Genomic DNA, 17128 nt, shown 5'->3' with positions numbered 1-17128 from the left:
CGAATCCGCCGATACCCAACCCGGCGCTTGCCGCGAATCACCCGCTCGGCTAGTCCAAATCCATGGGAAAAAGGCATTTGCCGCCGCAAGACAATGGCGGCGGCGACCACATCGAACCTGTCGACCTGAAAGAAGCGCTTGAAAAGCGCTATCTCGCCTATGCGCTGTCGACCATCATGCACCGGGCGCTGCCGGATGTGCGCGACGGACTGAAGCCGGTCCATCGCCGCATCATGCATGCCATGCGGCTCTTGCGGCTCAACCCCGACCAGGGCTTCGCCAAATGCGCCCGCATCGTCGGCGAGGTGATGGGCAAGTTCCATCCGCATGGCGACCAGTCGATTTACGACGCGCTGGTGCGCCTCGCGCAGGAATTCTCGATGCGCTACCCGCTGGTCGACGGGCAGGGCAATTTCGGCAACATCGACGGCGATAACGCCGCCGCCATGCGCTACACCGAAGCGCGCATGACGGAAGTGGCGACCGAGCTGCTTGCCGGCATCACCGAGGATGCCGTCGACTTCCGGCCGACCTACAATGAAGAGGATGAGGAGCCGTCCGTTCTCCCCGGCGCCTTCCCGAACCTGCTCGCCAACGGCTCGTCCGGCATCGCGGTCGGCATGGCGACCTCGATCCCGCCGCACAACGCCGCCGAGCTTTGTGACGCTGCGCTCCACTTGATCGAGCATCCGGACGCGCCCGTGGCGAAGCTGATGGATTTTGTCCAGGGGCCGGATTTCCCGACCGGTGGCATCATCGTCGACAGCCGCGCCTCGATTCTCGAAGCCTATGAGAGCGGCCGCGGCGGTTTTCGCGTGCGCTCCAAATGGAGCCAGGAGGACCAGGGCAGGGGCACCTGGAGCATCGTCGTCACCGAAATTCCCTATGGCGTCCAGAAGGCCAGGCTGATCGAGAAGATCGCCGAGCTCCTGATGGCGCGCAAGCTGCCGCTGCTCGAAGACATTCGTGACGAGAGCGCCGAGGATATCCGCGTCGTGCTGGTGCCGAAGAGCCGCACCGTCGATCCCGGCATCCTGATGGAATCGTTGTTCAAGCTCACCGAGCTCGAAAGTCGCTTCCCGCTCAACATGAACGTTCTGTCGCGCGGCAAGGTGCCGAACGTCCTATCGCTGAAGGGCGTACTTAAAGAATGGCTCGACCACCGCCGTGACGTGCTTCTCCGCCGCTCCAGGTATCGGCTGGGCGAGATCGAGAAGCGCCTTGAAATCCTTGCCGGTTACCTCATCGCCTATCTCAACATCGACGAGGTAATCAGGATCATCCGCGAGGAGGATGAGCCCAAGCAGGTGATGATGGCCCGCTGGTCGCTCACCGACAACCAGGCCGAAGCCATCCTCAACATGCGGCTGCGCGCCCTGCGCAAGCTCGAAGAAATCGAGATCCGCAAGGAATATGACGGCCTCACCGAGGAGAAGAAGCAGATCGAGGCCTTGCTGGCGTCCGACGCCAAGCAATGGGCGACGATCAAGTGGGAAGTCACCAAGGTCCGCGACCAGTTCGGCCCCGAGACCGAGCTCGGCAGACGCCGCACCCAGTTCGCCGACGCGCCAGAGCATGACTTGACCGACATCGCACATGCGATGATCGAGCGCGAGCCGGTCACCGTCGTGGTCTCCGAAAAGGGCTGGCTGCGCGCGATGAAGGGTCATCTGACCGACCATTCGCAGCTTGCCTTCAAGGAAGGCGACAGCCTGAAGCTTGCTTTCCACGCCCAGACCACGGACAAGATCCTGGTCTTCACCACCGGCGGCAAATTCTACACCATCGGCGCCGACCGGCTGCCGGGCGGGCGCGGCCATGGCGAGCCAATCCGCATTATCGTCGACATGGAGAACGACCAGGACATCGTCACTGCCTTCGTCCACGACCCGAAGCGCAAGCTGCTCTTGGTCTCCTACGATGCCAACGGCTTCGTCGTCTCCGAGGAAGAGGTCGTCGCCAACACCCGCAAGGGCAAGCAGGTGATGAACGTCAAGGCGCCGGACGAGGCCAAGCGCTGCATTCCGGTCACGGGCGACCATCTCGCCATCGTCGGCGAGAACCGCAAGATGCTGATCTTCCCGCTCGCCGAGATTCCAGAGATGGCGCGCGGCAAGGGTGTGCGCCTACAGAAATACAAGGACGGCGGCGTGCTGGACCTGAAGACCTTCACGCTGGGGACTGGGCTCACTTGGCAGGACTCGGCCGACCGCACCTTCACCAAGTCGCGCGAGGAACTGGCCGAATGGATCGGCGCCCGCGCCGCCGCCGGCCGCATGGTGCCGAAGGGTTTCCCGAGGACAGGGAAGTTCGGATGAAGCTGCTGATCTCCCCCACAAAGGGGGAGATTGCGCAATGCCAAGTCGACCACCGCCGCGGCGCCCTCCTACTGTCCCGCTGGAACTGCGGTTCGCCATCGAGATTGCGGGAGGCGAGCATCGCCTCGGCGCTCAGCATCAAAGCGACAGTTCCGTCATCCTCGATGGCAAGATCGGTGCCAACGATGCGCCCGTATCTGCGAACTGCGCGTTTCATCGACGGCTTTTTGCTGGATGATCCCGAGACACCGGCGACGGACGCTGGAGAGGTCGGTCGTTTCATTTCAGTGTGACCAGGTCTATACTCCACGGGGGACAGGCCGGACCGATGGACCGTAAGCTTTCCGCCATTCTCGCTGCCGATGTTGTGGGCTATTCCGCCCAGATGGAACGCGACGAGGCCGGCACGTTCGAGCGCCTTCGTGCTCGACGCAAGGAACTGTTCGAGCCTGAGATTGCCCGCCACCACGGCCACATCTTCAAGCTGATGGGCGATGGACTGCTCGCCGAATTCGGCAGCGTCGTGGACGCGGTCGAATGTGCCGTGTCGTTGCAGCACGCCCTGGCGGAACGCAACGCCGCCGTTTCCGAGGATCATCGGATTCGCGTCAGGATCGGGATCAATCTCGGCGAGGTGATTGTCGAAAGGGCGAGGACCGATATGGCGATGGCGTCAACGTCGCTGCCAGGCTCCAATAACTAGCGGAACCTGGTGGCATTTGTGTCTCGGCAAAGGTCGCAAAAGAGGTTGAGAAGAAGTTGGCTTTCGTCTTTGAGCTGATGGGCCAACAGAAGCTGAAGAACATCGCCGAACCGGTGCAGGTGTACCGGGTGCCGCTCGATCCCGCGGTGGCGGGAAAGCCCATGGCTGTCAATCGACTCCCACGCTTCAGGCGCAATCTGGCCGTCGCCATTGGGGTTCTTGTTGTCGCAGTCGGCCTTGCAGCAGCGTGGTGGCGACCGTGGGAGCCACCGCTTCTGCCCCCTCCTCTGACGGCCAATGCGAAAGCCGACACCCGGCCATCCCTCGTCGTGCTTCCATTTGACAATCTCAGCGACGACAAGGCGCAAGGTTATCTGGCTGACGGTTTCACCGAGGACCTGACCACAGAACTTGCACGCGTGCCCGGCCTGTTCGTCGTATCGCGAAACGCGGCTTCCACCTACAAGGACAAGGAGACTAAACCCGCTGAGGTCGCCGCAGCGCTTGGTGTCCGGTACATACTGGAAGGTTCGATACGTCGGGTCGGCGACGACATGCGTATCAACGCGCAATTGATCGACGGCTCGACCACCGGTCATCTCTGGGCAGAACGTTTCGACGGCCAGTGGACGGATGTGTTTGCCCTGCAGGACAAGGTCGTCGTCAGCATCGCAGGCGCGCTCAAGCTCCGTCTCGTCAGCGACCAAGGCAAGGCAGATGTCGCGGGCGGCACGCGCAATCCTGCAGCCTACGAGGCTTACCTCCAGGGCATGGAAATCTACAATCGTCGTAATACTCCAGACGAGTTTGCGCAGGCGGTGAGGTTTTTCCGGCAGGCGCTGGAACTCGATCCGAATTTCGGCGCGGCGGCAGCCTCGCTCGCATGGGCCTATTGGGACATGGACGGGCCGCGGGGCAAAGCTTTAGCCTTGTCGGACATCGGTGCGCTGTACAACGTCTACAAGTACCTGGGGGAGGCGGCCAAGCATCCTTCGCCGTCCTACTATCAGCTCGTCGCCAGTTTGCTGGTTCGCGAGCACCGGTCCGACGAGGCAGTCGCGGTCATGTTCAAGGCAGTGGCGCTCGACCCGAGCGATCCCCTGAACTATGTCGGGCTGGCGGAAGCCCTGAATTTCAATGGCAGGCCGAACGAGGCGAGCGACTATCTCGTCGCGGCCAACCGTGTCGACCCAGGCGGCAATGACCATCGGCACTACCAGGCTGGGCTCGCTGAATTTGGCCAGGGTCGTTTCGAGGAAGCTGTCGACTACCTTGAAAGGATCGATCTCCAATCGCCCGATCCATGGCCGAAATTCTATGGCCTGCAGGTGTTGGTTTCGGCCTACGCACATCTCGGGCGCAGCGACCAGGTCGCAGCCTACAGCGACAGGCTGAAGGAAGTCATGTTGGAACGAAAGGATGGAGGGGCAAATCAGTTGGTCACGCAGAGGTATTTTGTGTTCAAGAACCCGGCCGACATAGGACGCCTTCTGGATGGCCTGAACAAGGCCGGTTTGCCGGAGTTGCCGGAAGAGGCCGATTTGGATGCGAAGGACCGGCTTACCGGTTCGGAAATCAGGTCGCTCATCCTTGGTCGCGAACTGCGCGGGGGAGGCGCATGGATAGATAAAGGAACCAGCTGGGTGCAGGAGAACTTCCTGTGCGACGCTATTCCGAAAGATCGGACAACCTGCGGCGCGGTCTTCCGCAATCCTGCCGGGACGCCGGAGCGACGCAACGAGTATACGGCAGTCTTCCGTTTCGATCGTTTTGCGTTTTCGACCGTCAAATGAGACCACCCGGGACCTACCGGCGAATATTAGCTGCGGCTAATGCGAAAGTGACCCTTTGAGGCTCCGGTCGTGCCGGCCCACGCCGACCCCAAGGTCAAGTCCGGCGCGACCTTCTGGTAGCAGAGCTTCTCCATCACCATTTGGACTATCGTCACGATTGCTGCACTATCGTGGTGCATAAGCATCCATTGAACCATTGGGCAGGGGAGAAACGCGCGGTTGAAGCGGACTGAGATCCAGAAACCGGGGCAGCGCCTGTTCGGCCTGTCGACGCCGCTGAGGGCGGCCGTCATCCCGCCTTTGTCCGCGGCGCGCTGGCTCCTGGTGCTGATCGCCGCCGCCGGTGTCTATTTCTTCCACGGCTTCCTGTTCCCGGTGCTGGCGGCGCTCGTCATCGCCTTCGCCAGCTGGCCGCTCTACTGCCGGCTGCTCGCCGCCGTCGGCGGCAATCGCACGATCGCCGCGACCCTCGCGATCCTGTTCATCCTGACCTTCCTGGTGGTGCCGATCGCGCTCGCCGGCACCTACGCCATCAACGAGCTGCGCGAATGGGTAACCTGGGCGATCGAGGCCAACCGCCACGGCGCGGTGACGCCGCAGTGGATCGCCACAATGCCCATCATCGGTGAGTGGCTGAACGAGCAATGGACCACCAATCTCGGCCATCCCGGCGGCATCGGCGAGGTGATCCAGCTGGTCAGCGGCGCTAACATCGGCTCCATCTATCGCGGCGCGCTCGCCGCCGGCGGGAGCGCCTTCGGTCTGCTGCTGACACTGTTGTTCATGATGATCGCGTTGTTCTTCGCCTATCGTGACGGCGAAGCCTTCGCGGCGCAGGTGGATCGTCTGGGTGAGCGTATCCTGCCGACGCGCTGGGAGCGGATCTCGCGCGTCGTGCCGGCCACAATCTCATCGACCGTCACGGGCATGACCGTTATCGCCATCGGCGAAGGCCTGGTGCTGGGTATCGCCTACTGGCTCGCCGGCGTGCCGTCGCCGGTGACGCTCGGCGCGCTTACCGGCATCATGGCGCTGATCCCTGGCGGTGCGCCGCTTTCCTTCACGCTGGTGTCGATCTATCTCGCCGCCAGCGGCAAGTTGTTTGCCGGCATGGCGCTGTTCATCTGGGGCGCGGTCGAACTCTTCATCGTCGACAAGACGCTGCGTCCGAAGCTGGTCGGCGGGCCGATCAAGCTCCCGTTCCTGCCGACCTTTTTCGGCCTGATCGGCGGCGTCAAGACGATGGGCTTCCTCGGCCTCTTCATCGGCCCGGTGCTGATGGCGCTGCTCGTCGCCATCTGGCGCGAATGGCTGCGCGAGGTCGAGATGATGGACGAACAGGCGCCTGCCGCCCCCGACGAGAACGGACCGCCACGGATCGAGGCGGCGCCGGAGGGCAGGAAAATTCAGGCCGGGTGACCGACGGCAAGCGCAGCACGGCGCTTGCGACCCTCATGCAATTGCCAGAACGAATGCACGACCAGCGTCACGATCAGGATCGTGCCGCCGATCAGGCTGTTGCGCGACGGCGTCTCGGCAAAGATGAGCCAGACCCAGATCGGCGCCAGCACCGTCTCCAGCAGGTAGAACATCGCGACTTCCGGCCCCGAGATGTATTTCGGCCCATTGGCGAGGCAGAAGAACGAGATCGGCATGATCACGGCGCCGTTGAGGATGATCCACCACGGCGCGGTGACGTTCAGCCCCTCGCTGGAGACCATGAAGGCCGCGACCGCCAGCGGCAGGGCGACGCCGACCAGCGCGGTGAAGCCCATGTCCTTGCCGCTGGCGCGGGAGAGGGTGATGGCGATCGCCACGAACAGAGCCGAGCACAGCGCCATGAAGTCGCCGAACAGATGCCCGGTGCCGACCGAACCGCCAACGATGATCAGCACGCCAAGGATCATTGCCAACATGGCGATCAACGTTCCGAGCCGGGGCCTTTCGCGCAGGAACAGCCATGACAGCAGCGCCGCGAACACCGTGTTGAAGGCAAGGATGAAGACGAGATCGGCGGTCGAGGTGTGGTAGACGGCGGTGACGAAAGTGACGCCGGTCAAACCGTAGCACAGCGCCACGGCAAGCCCCGACCAGCCGGGGATGAGCTTTGGCGCATCGCCGCGCAGCGCACGCCAGACGGCCCAGACCACCAAGGCGGCGATGAGCGTGGTGCCGGTACGCAGCATCATGATGGTCCAGGGGCTGCCGTCGGCCAGCCGGATCAGCGGGATGTCGACGGTGAGCGTCAATCCGCCAAAGGCAGTGATCAGGAGGCCCTTCTGGTGATCGGTATGGGTGGACACTCGGCAATCTCGCAACAATCTTGAGGAGGCGCGCAGCGGCCATGCGCCGCTCCTTCCAGCCTGACGGCCGAAAGACCAGCGTCCTCCTCCTTGATAGAGTTTAAGGATGAAGCGCGAAGCGGATCAGCGCGTGACCGCTTCGTGGTCGTAGCGTTCCCAGCCTTTCGGACCGAGATGCTCCTGCGGCATGAAACGCATCTTATAATTCATCTTGCGCGAGCCGTTGACCCAGTAGCCGAGATAGACGTGGGGCAGTCCCATCGCCTTGGCGCGGGCGATATGGTCGAGGATCATGAAGGTGCCGAGCGAGCGGTCCTCGAAATCGGGATTGAAGTAGGAATAGACCATCGACAACCCGTCGGCCATCTTGTCGGTCAGCGCGACCGCGATCAATTCGCCCTGGCCTTTGCCGGTGATGAAGGTGTCCGGGCCGCGGCGCCGGTATTCGATGATCTTGGTATCGACATGCGTGTCCTCGACCATCATCGCATAGTCGAGCACCGTCATGTCAGACATGCCGCCGCGCCGGTGGCGGGCGTCGAGATAGGCACGGAACAGCGAATACTGCTCTGTCGAGGGCTGGGCGTCGTGCATGGCGCCGATGAGATCGGCATTGCGCTGCATCACGCGGCGCATGTTGCGGCTGGCGGTGAACTCCTGCGCAAGGATCCGCACCGACACGCAGGCGCGGCAGGACTCGCAGGCCGGCCGGTAGGCAATGTTCTGAGAGCGCCGGAAGCCGCCCTGGGTCAAGAGGTCGTTCATCTCGGGCGCCTTGTCGCCGACAAGGTGCGTGAACACCTTGCGCTCGAACTGGCCCTCCAGATAAGGACACGGCGACGGCGCGGTCAGGAAGAACTGCGGCGACTGGGTCGGATGCTGCGTCATCGATCCTTGGAAACGCTCCTGCGAATCGCCCTACCTTTGGCCCGGCCGGCGAAAAATTCAACAGGATTGTGTGGCCGCGGCCGGCCCAGGCTGTTCATATTCTAGCACAACCGGCGCGGCGATGGCGGCCGTAGACACCGTCAGATATCTGTGCGGGTGACGACCGTGCCGAGAAGCAGGTCGTGCAGCGTGCGCTTGCGATCGGAAAACAGCGTGACCAGCAGCACCAGCGGCGTCAGGATGACATTTCCGGCCCAGAACAGCACCGAATGCACCACCGCGGTCAGGCCATCGATGCGGGTGCCGTCGAGCTTTTCGAGCCGGATGCCCATGATCTTCATGCCCGTCGTGGCCTGATCGCGGCTGCCCAGCGTGTTCCAGATGTAGAGGATGGCAACCGCCGGCACCAGGATGGAGAACAGCGCCCAGCCCAGGCCGAAGGTCAAAAGCCCGAGGAGGGCGACCAATATGGCGAAGGGGATGGTGAGCAGCGCAACGATGAAATAGTCGAGGATGAAGGCGAAGATGCGCCTTGTGCGCACGCCGCGATAGGCGCGCGTGTCCTCGAACCTGGTGGTGACGATCTCGCCGTCAAGCACGCGCGTGTTCATGTCATGCCCTCGTAACAGGCCCGAAATAGGTCTCGGCCATTCGCCATTGAAATGGTGAAGCCGGTGGCGGAATCAAGATCGACGGCTTCCAACGCATGCACGCAAGCCATGGCAAGCGCGGTTGCAGCGGTTGAATTCATGGCGCGGATCGCGTTAGCTTGCTGCGGCGCAACAAGACGCCGAGGGGATGGGGAATTATGGACTACGACATGCTGGTCATCGGCAGTGGCCCCTCCGGGCGCCGTGCCGCGGTGCAGTCGGCCAAGCTTGGCAAATCGGTTCTGGTGGTCGATCGAGGGCGGCGCCTCGGCGGCGTCTCCGTGCACACCGGCACCATCCCGTCGAAAACGCTGCGCGAGACGGTCCTGAATCTTTCCGGCTGGCGCGAGCGCGGCTTCTACGGGCGGGGCTACCGGGTCAAGCAGGACATCTCGATCGCCGATCTGATCGAGCGCCTGCACAAGACGCTCGATCACGAGGTCGAGGTGCTGCAGCACCAATTCATGCGCAACGCGGTCAAAAGCGTGCGCGCCACGGCAAAATTCCTCAGTCCCGACAAGGTCAGCCTGACGACCGACAATGGCGACCACAGCGAGGTCGGTTTCGCCAATGCGCTGATCGCCGTGGGCACCAGGCCGCACCGTCCGCGCGACGTGCCTTTCGACAAGACACGCATCTTCGACAGCGACGAGATGCTCGAACTCGACCGGTTGCCGCGCACGCTGACCGTCATTGGCGCCGGCGTCATCGGTGTCGAATACGCAACCATCTTTTCGGCGCTCGACGTGCCGGTGACGCTGGTCGAGCCGCGCAACACCATCCTCGATTTCGTCGACCGCGAAATCGTCGACGACTTTATCCACCAGATGCGCGACCGCGGCATGACCATCCGTCTCGGCAGCACGGTCAAGGAAATCGCTTCCAAGCCCGACTATGCCGAAGTGACCCTTGCCGACGGCCGCACCATCCGCTCCGAGATCGTGCTTTACGCCGCCGGCCGCAGCGGCAATCTTGGCAGCCTCGGCCTCGATGCGATCGGCATCGAGGCCGACAGCCGCGGCCGCATCAAGGTCGATCCCCAGACATTCCAAACCAGCGTGCCCAACATCTACGCCACCGGCGACGTCATCGGCTTTCCGAGCCTGGCCTCGACCTCGATGGAGCAGGGCAGGGTGGCCGCCTGCCATGCCTTTGGCGTGGCGCTGCCGCCGCCGCCGGAAACCTTTCCCTATGGCATCTATGCCGTGCCGGAAATCTCCACCGTCGGCCAGTCGGAGGAACAGGTTCGCGAGAGCGGGATCGCCTATGAGGTCGGCGTCGCGCGTTTTCGGGAAACCTCGCGCGGCCACATCATGGGCGTCAACTCCGGCTTCCTGAAACTCCTGTTCTCGGTCGACACACGTCGCCTGCTCGGCGCCCATATCGTCGGCGAGGGCGCGACCGAGCTCATCCATATCGGCCAGGCCGTGATCAATCTCGGCGGCACGGTCGACTTCTTCGTCAACAACACCTTTAACTACCCGACGCTTGCCGAGGCCTACAAGATCGCCGGCCTGGACGCCTGGAACCGGATGGGGCGAGGCTAGGCGCTATCTGCCAGAAATACTGAAGTCGGCGCTCGAAAGGGCGAGGCCAGGCGATATCGTTGCGAAGTGGACTGCTGCCTGCGCGCCGGTGCCGTCCGCATCGTAGGTGAGCCAGCCGCTGCCGGCATCGTAGATGATACGGTCGGTTTCCCTGGCTGCGGCCGTCCCCGCATGGAGAGCGTCCTCGGGCAGCGGGCCGGCGGCCAGCGCGGTGAACACCGAGCTCGCCAGCAACAAAGAGTCGTTGGCTGGTGAATAGTCGGCAATCGTATCGACGTTGCTCGAAGCGTCGAGCGGGCTGTTGAAGACGAACCGGTCATTGCCGCTGCCGCCCTCCAGGCGGTCGTTGCCCGAGCCGCCTTCGATCATGTCGTCGCCATCGCCGCCAGCCAGCACGTCGTCTCCTTCGTCGCCGATGAGATAATCGTCGCCGTCGCCGGAACTGAGACGGTCGTTGCCGGCGCCGCCAACCAGCGCATCGGCGCCGTTTTCGCTGATCAACACGTCGTCCCCGCCTCCGCCGTCGAGATAGTCGCCGCCGCTGAAGCCGGCGATCCGGTCATTGCCTCTCTCGCCATAGATTTCGTCGGAGCTGGTGCTTCCTGAAGCGCCGATATTCTTTCCAATAAGGAATATCGGGGTCGAGCCAGGCCCGTGGAAAATCAGCATTTCCGCCGCTGTTATGAAGAACCCGGCTGCAACCACTGCCGTTATGGCTTTTGTCTTCGTCATTTCGGACGCCGTTCACGAAGTCCGCAATATCCACGGATGTTTATTCGAGACAGCTGTCGCGAAGGTCAACCGCGCCCCCGTCCCAAGGTCCGGAGTGCTTTATCTGTCAGGCCTTGGAGGGGGTAGCACCCAGCCATTGCCGGGCGATCGCGGCGTCAGCGTCGCCGAATTCATGGCCGGAGGCGACGATGCGCGCATCGACTGCGGCACCGCGCCCACTCAGCAGCGTCACCAGGGCCGGGGCGAACGCTCCGTAGGTCTGGTCCGCTGCGCCGGCGATGACAAGCACCCGCGTTCCGGCAAGATCGCTCGCCGGCGCGTCATCGAGCACCGGCATCGCCCTGAGCAGCGCGGCCTGCCTCACCAGCCCGGGATGAAGCAGAATGAGTGTGGATACCAGATTGGCGCCGTTCGAATAGCCTATGAAGGCCGCGCGTCCGAGGTCGAGCCCGTGGCGCCGCGCGGCTTCGGTTGTGAATTGGGCGAAAGCGGCCGTCTCCATGCGGATGCTCGACTGATCGAAGCTGGTCGGCGTGATTCGCTCGAACCAGCGGAAACCGTCCTCCTGGCGGATGCGGCCGCGCGCCGCGACAAGCACCGCGCGTGGCGCGATCTGCTTCGCAAGCGGCACCAGCGTCGTTTCGTCCACGCCCGATCCATGCAGCGCGAAAAGGCATTCGCCGCTCGCATTTGCCGGTCGAATCAAGCGATAGGAAAAAGGCAGATCATCCTGCAGCATGCTGTTTTTGTTGACATGTTCGGACATGATCACATCCTGTTGATTTTACGGTGATTTCACTGATTTGCCGGCTTCAAAACGGAATGTTTTCAAGTTCCGCGAAAGTTGATTGAACCGGGCGCATTTCAGACCGTTTCTGCGCCGATAGACTCCCAACGGGAGGAATCGAAGCGGTGCGTCGGGGGTCGCATTGCTGGACATGAAACACCAGCTCTGAGGCCTTTTGTCGATGACTATCCCCGTTTCTCAGCGCGACCCGCGTATCAAGGATCGCGATACGCGTATCAAAGATCGCGATACGCGTATCGATGTGCTGCGCGCGCTCGCCTTGCTCACCATTTTCATCGATCATGTGCCGGGCACCATCTTCGAAAACCTGACCTACAAGAACCTCGGCTTCTCCGATGCGGCCGAGGCCTTCGTTTTGATCTCCGGCATCTCGGTGGCGCTTGCCTATGGCACAAAGTTCAAGCCGGGCGGCAGGCTGCTGGCGGCCCTGAAGATGTGGCGGCGCGCCGGCGTGCTTTATGTCACGCACATCGTCATCACCATGCTGGTGATCGCCCTGTTCTGCGCCACGGCGGTCTTTGCCCACCGGCCGGAGCTGCTGAAGATGATCAACATCGAGCCGCTGATGCGCGACACGCCGCAGGTGCTGCTCGGCATCGTCACGCTCGGCCATCAGCTCGGCTACAACAACATCCTGCCGGTCTATGCGGCACTCCTTCTGGCGGCACCGGCCTTCGTTCTGTTCGTCAGCTACAGGCCAGTGGCGGCACTGACCGTGTCCGGCCTGCTGTGGCTGGTTGCCGGGGTGTGGCAGATCGCGCCGCCGAACTATCCAGAGCCGGGTTTCTGGTTCCTCAACCCGCTTTCCTGGCAGTTCCTGTTCAACATCGGCCTTGCCGCCATGCTCCACGTCAAGCGCGGCGGGGAGATTCCGGTCAACCGCTGGCTGGTGGGCTTTGCCTTGGTCTATGTGATCGGCGCGGCGATCTGGGTGCACAGCCCGCTCTGGGGGCAGATCACCTGGTTCAATCTGCCGGTGGTGATCGGTGGCTTCGATAAGACTTTCCTGTCGCTGCCGCGGCTGCTGCACATTCTGGCCGTCAGCTACCTGACCGTCGCCCTGCCGGCGGTGTCGAACCTCTTCCGCACCAGGCCCGACAATCCGCTGGCGATCCTCGGCAAGCGCTCGCTGCCGGTGTTCGTGGCGGGAACGCTGATTGCCATGGCCGCTCAGGTGCTGAAGCTGATCAATCCGGGCGGCCTCGCCTATGACACGCTGCTGATCGCGGCCGGCATCGCCATGCAGTTCGCGCTGGCGCTGTATCTCGAATGGCTCGCCGGTCTCGGCCCGGCCCGCGCCAAGCCGGCGCGCGAGGAAGCTGCGCGTGCTCCGTTCAGGGCGCAGCCGATGCCGGCAAGGGTTGGTGGGTACTGAAGAGATCCAGGAAAGCAGTTCAGCGATATTCGGGCCTGAACTGCCTGGAATTGTTCAGCCTTTCGGGGCAGGGCCGCTCGAGGCCCTGACGACAAGCTCGACGCCCATCGTCTCGCGTCGCACCGCGCCGTCAAAGTCGAGGATCATGCGCGCGGCCCGGCGGCCGATCTCGGTGATCGGCTGGGCGATCGTGGTCAGCGGCGGGTCGCAGAGCGCGCCGTCCGGCACGCCGTCGAAGCCGACGATGGAGACGTCCTTCGGCACCTTGAGGCCCCGCGCGGTCAGCCATTCGATGGCGATCATGGCCATCCTGTCCGACATCGCCAGGATGGCGGTCGGCCGCTCGCCGCCGGAAAAGATCGCTTCGAGGCCGGCCCTGGTGCTCTTCTGCTCGTTCTCGGTTTCGAAGATTGGGACCTTTGCCGTGTCGACGCCGAAGCGGGACAGTTCCTCGAAATAGCCGGCGAGACGATCGCGCGTTCCAGTGTAGACCGCCGAGCGGACCATTTCCGGCGTGACGAAGCCGGTGCGGTCCTCACCGAGGGTCAGCGACAGAACCGCGAAGCGACGATGGCCGAGCTCGGCGAGATGGCGCGCCGCGAGCCGTCCGCCGGCGACATTGTCGACGCCGATGGCCGAAATGGTCTCATCGTGAAAGCCGAGCTCCAGCGCCACGAAAGGCAGCCTGCGCTCGCGCGTCAGGTCGACCAAGCGCGAGCCGCCTTCGATGCAGAACAGGATGAAGCCGTCGACCAGCGCGCTCTGGATGTTCCAGGCGAGCTTTTCCTGGTTGGCGGCCGAAACCAGGGCGATGCCGGCGCCGGTGGCATCGCAGGCCTCGGAGATGCCGGCCATCATGACGCGGGCAAACGGATCCTCGAAGAAATAGGAGAGGGGCTCGGTCGTGCCGACGCCGATGGCGTTGACCTTGCCGGCACGCAGCAGGCGCCCCTTGGGGTCGGGACCGGCATAGCCCATCGCTTCCGCCACCGCCTTGACCCTTTCGCGCACCTCGGCGCGAACGATCTCCGGGCGGCTGAAGACATTGGAGGCCGTGCCATGCGAGACACCGGCTGCCTTGGCGATATCCGCCAGCCGGATCGGTCGTGCCTGGCCTTCGACGGGTGGTGCCATGTCGTTCCTCCGAATCCGGTCACGTGACGAACATGACCGCGGAATAGTTGCCGGTCATCTAACATTTTTCTTGGATCGATTCAAATTTTCGCTTGACTCAGGCGGTGCGAGGTATATGATTTGAATCGATCCAATCTGTTTAGATGGGTTGGAGCAAAATTCCAGAAGGAGGGTGCCATGCATCCGGTCAACTATCTGTTCGAGGACGTCTACCGCAACGATTGGGGCATTGCCTCGGCCGCGCTGAGCGAACGGCGCCGGGGCGAGGCAAGCCCATGGAAGCGTGAATTGCGCTTCATCGTGGAGCGCAAGCGCGCCTAAGAAGTCAGTCTTTTTCACGTCGATCGATTGGATCGATTCAATAATTGGAGGTCAGTCATGCATCCGATCAGCCATCTTTTCCAGGACATTTATCGCAACTATTGGGGCATTTCGCCGGCGACCGACCGGCCGGAGCGGCAGCGCGCGGCGGAGCCGGCGACGCGCAGGCGCAAGCTTCGTCCCGGGCGCGGGTAATCCCGCCGCGTCAGGCGGTCGGTTTAAGATCGGGGGCGCCACAGCGCCGAGACGGCAATCGCCAGCCAGCCGGCGATAAGCAGAGTGCCGCCGATAGGTGCCGACATCGGAAACAGCCGCGAGCCCAGGAAGTCTCTGGCGAGAAGATCGCCCGAGAACAGGAGCAGGCCGACGAGCAGCGCCAGGCTTGCGATCCTGAGACACCGGTTGCCGCCGATAAGGCCGATGGCGAGGAAGACCGGCGCATGCATCAACAGGAAGGACGCCGCCGTGCCGGTGAAGGCGCCGCCGCGATGCGCGGCCGCCGCCGACAACGCCACGCCTGCCGCGCCGACGAGGCCGCCTGCCAGCACGAGGATACGGCTGCCGCCGTTTGAGGATTGCCCCGCGAGGCTCATGTTGAATGACTCCATGCTTCGGTCGAGCGGGCGAGCCGATCAGGATTCGCCGGCTTCGAGCAGCATATGCCGCGCCCGCCGCGACTGGACAGTCCAGTTATAGACCGCACCCAGCGCCATCAGCATGGACGTGCCCAAAAACACCGCCCGCATTCCGAAATGTCCGCCGACGAAGCCGCCGGCGAGCGGTCCCGCAACCTGGCCGACATACTGCGCCGAGATCGACAGTCCAAGCACATTGCCGCCGACGCCGTCCGGGATGTTGTGGCGGATGACGCTGGTGATGCAGGGCAGCAAGCCGCCCAGCGCCAGGCCCATCAGGAAGCGCAGCCCGATCAGCTGCCAGCCGTCGGTGACGAAAGCTTGTGGAATAAGCAGCAGCGCCGAGATCGCGAGGGCGCCGACGACGACATTCCAGTGGCCGACGCGGTCGGCGAGCTTGCCCAGCCATGAAGAGGACAGGATGGTGCCGAGTGCTGCCGCCGACATCACCACGCCCGCGACCATCGTCACCTTACCTTGGTCCTCGACGAGCTGCTGCACATAAACCGTGATGATCGGCTCGATCGACATGGTGGCGAAGGCAAGCAGCATGCCGGTCGTCAGCATCGCGGCGACCGGGCGCTTGTCGGGGATCTGCGACCAGCCACTCTTCGATTTCGCCGCCGAAGCGGCGTTGGCCGCAACTGGACGCGGGTTTTCCTTGATCAGGAAGGTCGTGGCCAGGAAGGCAAGAAAGATGACGCCGCCGGACAGCAGGAAGGTGGCGCGGATGCCGATCACCGGCGGCAGCGCGCCACCGAGCAGCGGGCCGACCAGCGAGCCCGCCGTGATGCCGGCCGCCAGCACGCCGAGCGCCCAGCCGGAGCGCTGCTTGGGCGTCTGCATCGCCACCAATATCGTCGATCCCGAAGAGTAGCCGCCGGCAAAGCCGATCAGGAGCCTCAGCAGCACCAATTGCCACACGCTCTGCACCATGCCGGTCAGCGACATGCACATCGCCATGCCGAACGAGGCACGCACCAGCATCAGCTTGCGGCCGTAACGGTCGCCGAGTCGTCCCCACAAGGGTGCGACCAGCGCCGCGGCAAAGAAGGTGGCGCCATAGGCAATGCCCGACCATTGCACGATCGCCGCGTGTCCCTCGGCGCCGAGCTGTTCGACGTAAAGCGGCAGGAAGGGCAACAGCAGCGTCATGGCAATCAGCGTGCTGAACGAGCCTGCGAAGCAGACCGCGAGATTGCGCCGCCAATGGATGTTGTAGTCGCTCTGTTCCACGCCATTCTCAGCCATTTTCTGCCTGTCCGAAAATCCTGGATTGTTCTGGATACCATTTGGGGATACCACAGCGGTATCCTCATGAACCTCAACCCAGCCGCTGTCAATGCGGCGCCGAAGAAGAGCGGAACGACGATGTCGCAGATGCAGAATGTCGAGAGGCAGCTCCGCGAGATGATCCTCGGACTGGAGATCGGCCCGGGCGAGCGGCTGACCGAGCGCTGGATCGAAAGCCGCTTCGGCGCCTCACGCACGCCGGTCAGGGCGGCTCTGCTGCGCCTTGAGACCGAAGGGCTGATAGGCCGCGACGGCCGCGGCTGGACGGTGGCGCCGATCAATCTCGCCGAGCTTGGCCAGATCGCCGTCTATCGCGAGGCTGTCGAGGTGGCGGCGGTGCGGTTGACGGCGGCGCTTGAGGATCGCAGCGGTGTCGAAGTGATCGCGGCGATGCTCGATTCCTGCGACGCCGACACGCCGCGCGAGGAATGGCACCGCGTCGGCATGGATTTTCACATCGAGCTGGCCAGGCTTTCCGGCAATGAATTCCTGCTTAGGGGAGTCCGCGATGCAATGACTAGGCTCTCCCGCGCGCGCTGGCTGGAAGTGCGCGACGAGGCGGCTCTCGGCCGCGCCTGGGCCGAGCACCATGCCATCCTGGCGGCCGTGCGGGCTGGTGACGCCGACG

At 63.4% G+C, this 17128-nt stretch carries 16 protein-coding genes and 1 pseudogene; 9 read left to right on the top strand and 8 right to left on the bottom strand.

Annotated elements, in window-relative coordinates; genetic code table 11:
- Positions 1 to 62 precede the first annotated feature (62 nt).
- The 4 genes and pseudogenes from parC to DH10_RS15765 all read left to right on the top strand — a co-directional run bounded on the left by parC (position 63) and on the right by DH10_RS15765 (position 6233).
- A complete protein-coding gene (gene parC / locus DH10_RS15780; protein ID WP_192257015.1) occupies positions 63 to 2318 on the top strand; it encodes a DNA topoisomerase IV subunit A in 2256 nt (751 codons plus the stop codon).
- Entirely contained in the window at positions 2315 to 2611 is a 297-nt protein-coding gene (locus DH10_RS15775) for a hypothetical protein (RefSeq protein WP_192257014.1), read from the top strand. Before parC ends, DH10_RS15775 begins: the two co-directional genes overlap by 4 nt.
- A gap of 35 nt (positions 2612 to 2646) precedes the next feature.
- A pseudogene (locus DH10_RS15770) lies at positions 2647 to 4814 on the top strand (adenylate/guanylate cyclase domain-containing protein).
- 219 nt (positions 4815 to 5033) lie between these two features.
- Positions 5034 to 6233: an AI-2E family transporter gene (locus DH10_RS15765; RefSeq protein WP_192384951.1), complete on the top strand. Its 1200-nt coding sequence runs from the start codon at positions 5034 to 5036 to the stop codon at positions 6231 to 6233.
- Here DH10_RS15765 and DH10_RS15760 read toward each other — a convergent pair.
- From DH10_RS15760 to DH10_RS15750, 3 genes are all read right to left on the bottom strand, one after another.
- Positions 6221 to 7117: a DMT family transporter gene (locus DH10_RS15760; RefSeq protein WP_192257011.1), complete on the bottom strand. Its 897-nt coding sequence runs from the start codon at positions 7115 to 7117 to the stop codon at positions 6221 to 6223. The genes DH10_RS15765 and DH10_RS15760 overlap by 13 nt on opposite strands.
- A 123-nt stretch (positions 7118 to 7240) precedes the next feature.
- Complete coding sequence (locus tag DH10_RS15755; protein ID WP_192257009.1) at positions 7241 to 8005, bottom strand: arginyltransferase; 765 nt, start codon at positions 8003 to 8005, stop codon at positions 7241 to 7243.
- A 140-nt stretch (positions 8006 to 8145) separates the two neighbouring features.
- Positions 8146 to 8616: an RDD family protein gene (locus DH10_RS15750; protein ID WP_192384950.1), complete on the bottom strand. Its 471-nt coding sequence runs from the start codon at positions 8614 to 8616 to the stop codon at positions 8146 to 8148.
- Between the two features lie 197 nt (positions 8617 to 8813).
- Between DH10_RS15750 and sthA the strand changes: the two genes are divergently transcribed.
- Positions 8814 to 10202: a Si-specific NAD(P)(+) transhydrogenase gene (gene sthA / locus DH10_RS15745; RefSeq protein WP_192257005.1), complete on the top strand. Its 1389-nt coding sequence runs from the start codon at positions 8814 to 8816 to the stop codon at positions 10200 to 10202.
- Between the two features lie 3 nt (positions 10203 to 10205).
- On the opposite strand, the gene DH10_RS15740 is transcribed toward sthA, so the two are convergent.
- Entirely contained in the window at positions 10206 to 10934 is a 729-nt protein-coding gene (locus tag DH10_RS15740; RefSeq protein ID WP_192384949.1) for a calcium-binding protein, read from the bottom strand.
- Positions 10935 to 11040: 106 nt separating this feature from the next.
- Positions 11041 to 11700 carry an alpha/beta hydrolase gene (locus tag DH10_RS15735; protein WP_192384948.1) on the bottom strand — a complete coding sequence of 220 codons (660 nt, stop codon included), beginning with the start codon at positions 11698 to 11700 and terminating at the stop codon, positions 11041 to 11043.
- 202 nt (positions 11701 to 11902) lie between these two features.
- Between DH10_RS15735 and DH10_RS15730 the strand changes: the two genes are divergently transcribed.
- Positions 11903 to 13117, top strand: coding sequence for an OpgC family protein (locus DH10_RS15730; RefSeq protein ID WP_192384947.1), 1215 nt, complete (start codon positions 11903 to 11905; stop codon positions 13115 to 13117).
- A 54-nt stretch (positions 13118 to 13171) separates the two neighbouring features.
- On the opposite strand, the gene DH10_RS15725 is transcribed toward DH10_RS15730, so the two are convergent.
- Positions 13172 to 14251 carry a LacI family DNA-binding transcriptional regulator gene (locus DH10_RS15725; RefSeq protein ID WP_192256999.1) on the bottom strand — a complete coding sequence of 360 codons (1080 nt, stop codon included), beginning with the start codon at positions 14249 to 14251 and terminating at the stop codon, positions 13172 to 13174.
- A 177-nt stretch (positions 14252 to 14428) separates the two neighbouring features.
- On the opposite strand from DH10_RS15725, the gene DH10_RS15720 reads away from it, so the two are divergent.
- Positions 14429 to 14572 (top strand): hypothetical protein, encoded by a 144-nt coding sequence (locus DH10_RS15720; RefSeq protein WP_192256997.1) that lies wholly within the window; start codon positions 14429 to 14431, stop codon positions 14570 to 14572.
- Between the two features lie 57 nt (positions 14573 to 14629).
- Positions 14630 to 14767: a hypothetical protein gene (locus DH10_RS15715; protein ID WP_192256996.1), complete on the top strand. Its 138-nt coding sequence runs from the start codon at positions 14630 to 14632 to the stop codon at positions 14765 to 14767.
- Between the two features lie 23 nt (positions 14768 to 14790).
- Here DH10_RS15715 and DH10_RS15710 read toward each other — a convergent pair whose 3' ends face one another.
- Together DH10_RS15710 and DH10_RS15705 are read right to left on the bottom strand one after the other, a co-directional pair.
- Complete coding sequence (locus DH10_RS15710) at positions 14791 to 15165, bottom strand: DUF423 domain-containing protein (protein WP_192256995.1); 375 nt, start codon at positions 15163 to 15165, stop codon at positions 14791 to 14793.
- 39 nt (positions 15166 to 15204) lie between these two features.
- A complete protein-coding gene (locus tag DH10_RS15705; protein ID WP_192256992.1) occupies positions 15205 to 16458 on the bottom strand; it encodes a multidrug efflux MFS transporter in 1254 nt (417 codons plus the stop codon).
- 120 nt (positions 16459 to 16578) lie between these two features.
- On the opposite strand from DH10_RS15705, the gene DH10_RS15700 reads away from it, so the two are divergent.
- Positions 16579 to 17128: GntR family transcriptional regulator (locus tag DH10_RS15700; RefSeq protein ID WP_192384955.1), on the top strand; the 550-nt coding region annotated here is incomplete at its 3' end.

It is taken from the genome of Mesorhizobium silamurunense (genome assembly GCF_014843825.1).
Classification (GTDB): domain Bacteria; phylum Pseudomonadota; class Alphaproteobacteria; order Rhizobiales; family Rhizobiaceae; genus Mesorhizobium; species Mesorhizobium silamurunense.
Note: the sequence above shows the minus strand (reverse complement) of the source record. Positions and strands in the feature narration are given on the sequence as shown.

What these genes read in the sequence shown, in the direction of transcription:
- DH10_RS15775 (WP_192257014.1), top strand. Translation starts at nt 2,315, where the DNA reads ATGAAGCTGCTGATCTCCCCCACAAAGGGGGAGATTGCGCAATGCCAA.
- DH10_RS15715 (WP_192256996.1), top strand. Translation starts at nt 14,630, where the DNA reads ATGCATCCGATCAGCCATCTTTTCCAGGACATTTATCGCAACTATTGG.
- DH10_RS15705 (WP_192256992.1), bottom strand. Translation starts at nt 16,458, where the DNA reads ATGGCTGAGAATGGCGTGGAACAGAGCGACTACAACATCCATTGGCGG.
- DH10_RS15710 (WP_192256995.1), bottom strand. Translation starts at nt 15,165, where the DNA reads ATGAGCCTCGCGGGGCAATCCTCAAACGGCGGCAGCCGTATCCTCGTG.
- DH10_RS15735 (WP_192384948.1), bottom strand. Translation starts at nt 11,700, where the DNA reads ATGTCCGAACATGTCAACAAAAACAGCATGCTGCAGGATGATCTGCCT.
- DH10_RS15740 (WP_192384949.1), bottom strand. Translation starts at nt 10,934, where the DNA reads ATGACGAAGACAAAAGCCATAACGGCAGTGGTTGCAGCCGGGTTCTTC.
- DH10_RS15755 (WP_192257009.1), bottom strand. Translation starts at nt 8,005, where the DNA reads ATGACGCAGCATCCGACCCAGTCGCCGCAGTTCTTCCTGACCGCGCCG.
- parC (WP_192257015.1), top strand. Translation starts at nt 63, where the DNA reads ATGGGAAAAAGGCATTTGCCGCCGCAAGACAATGGCGGCGGCGACCAC.
- DH10_RS15725 (WP_192256999.1), bottom strand. Translation starts at nt 14,251, where the DNA reads ATGGCACCACCCGTCGAAGGCCAGGCACGACCGATCCGGCTGGCGGAT.
- DH10_RS15720 (WP_192256997.1), top strand. Translation starts at nt 14,429, where the DNA reads ATGCATCCGGTCAACTATCTGTTCGAGGACGTCTACCGCAACGATTGG.
- DH10_RS15730 (WP_192384947.1), top strand. Translation starts at nt 11,903, where the DNA reads ATGACTATCCCCGTTTCTCAGCGCGACCCGCGTATCAAGGATCGCGAT.
- DH10_RS15750 (WP_192384950.1), bottom strand. Translation starts at nt 8,616, where the DNA reads ATGAACACGCGCGTGCTTGACGGCGAGATCGTCACCACCAGGTTCGAG.
- sthA (WP_192257005.1), top strand. Translation starts at nt 8,814, where the DNA reads ATGGACTACGACATGCTGGTCATCGGCAGTGGCCCCTCCGGGCGCCGT.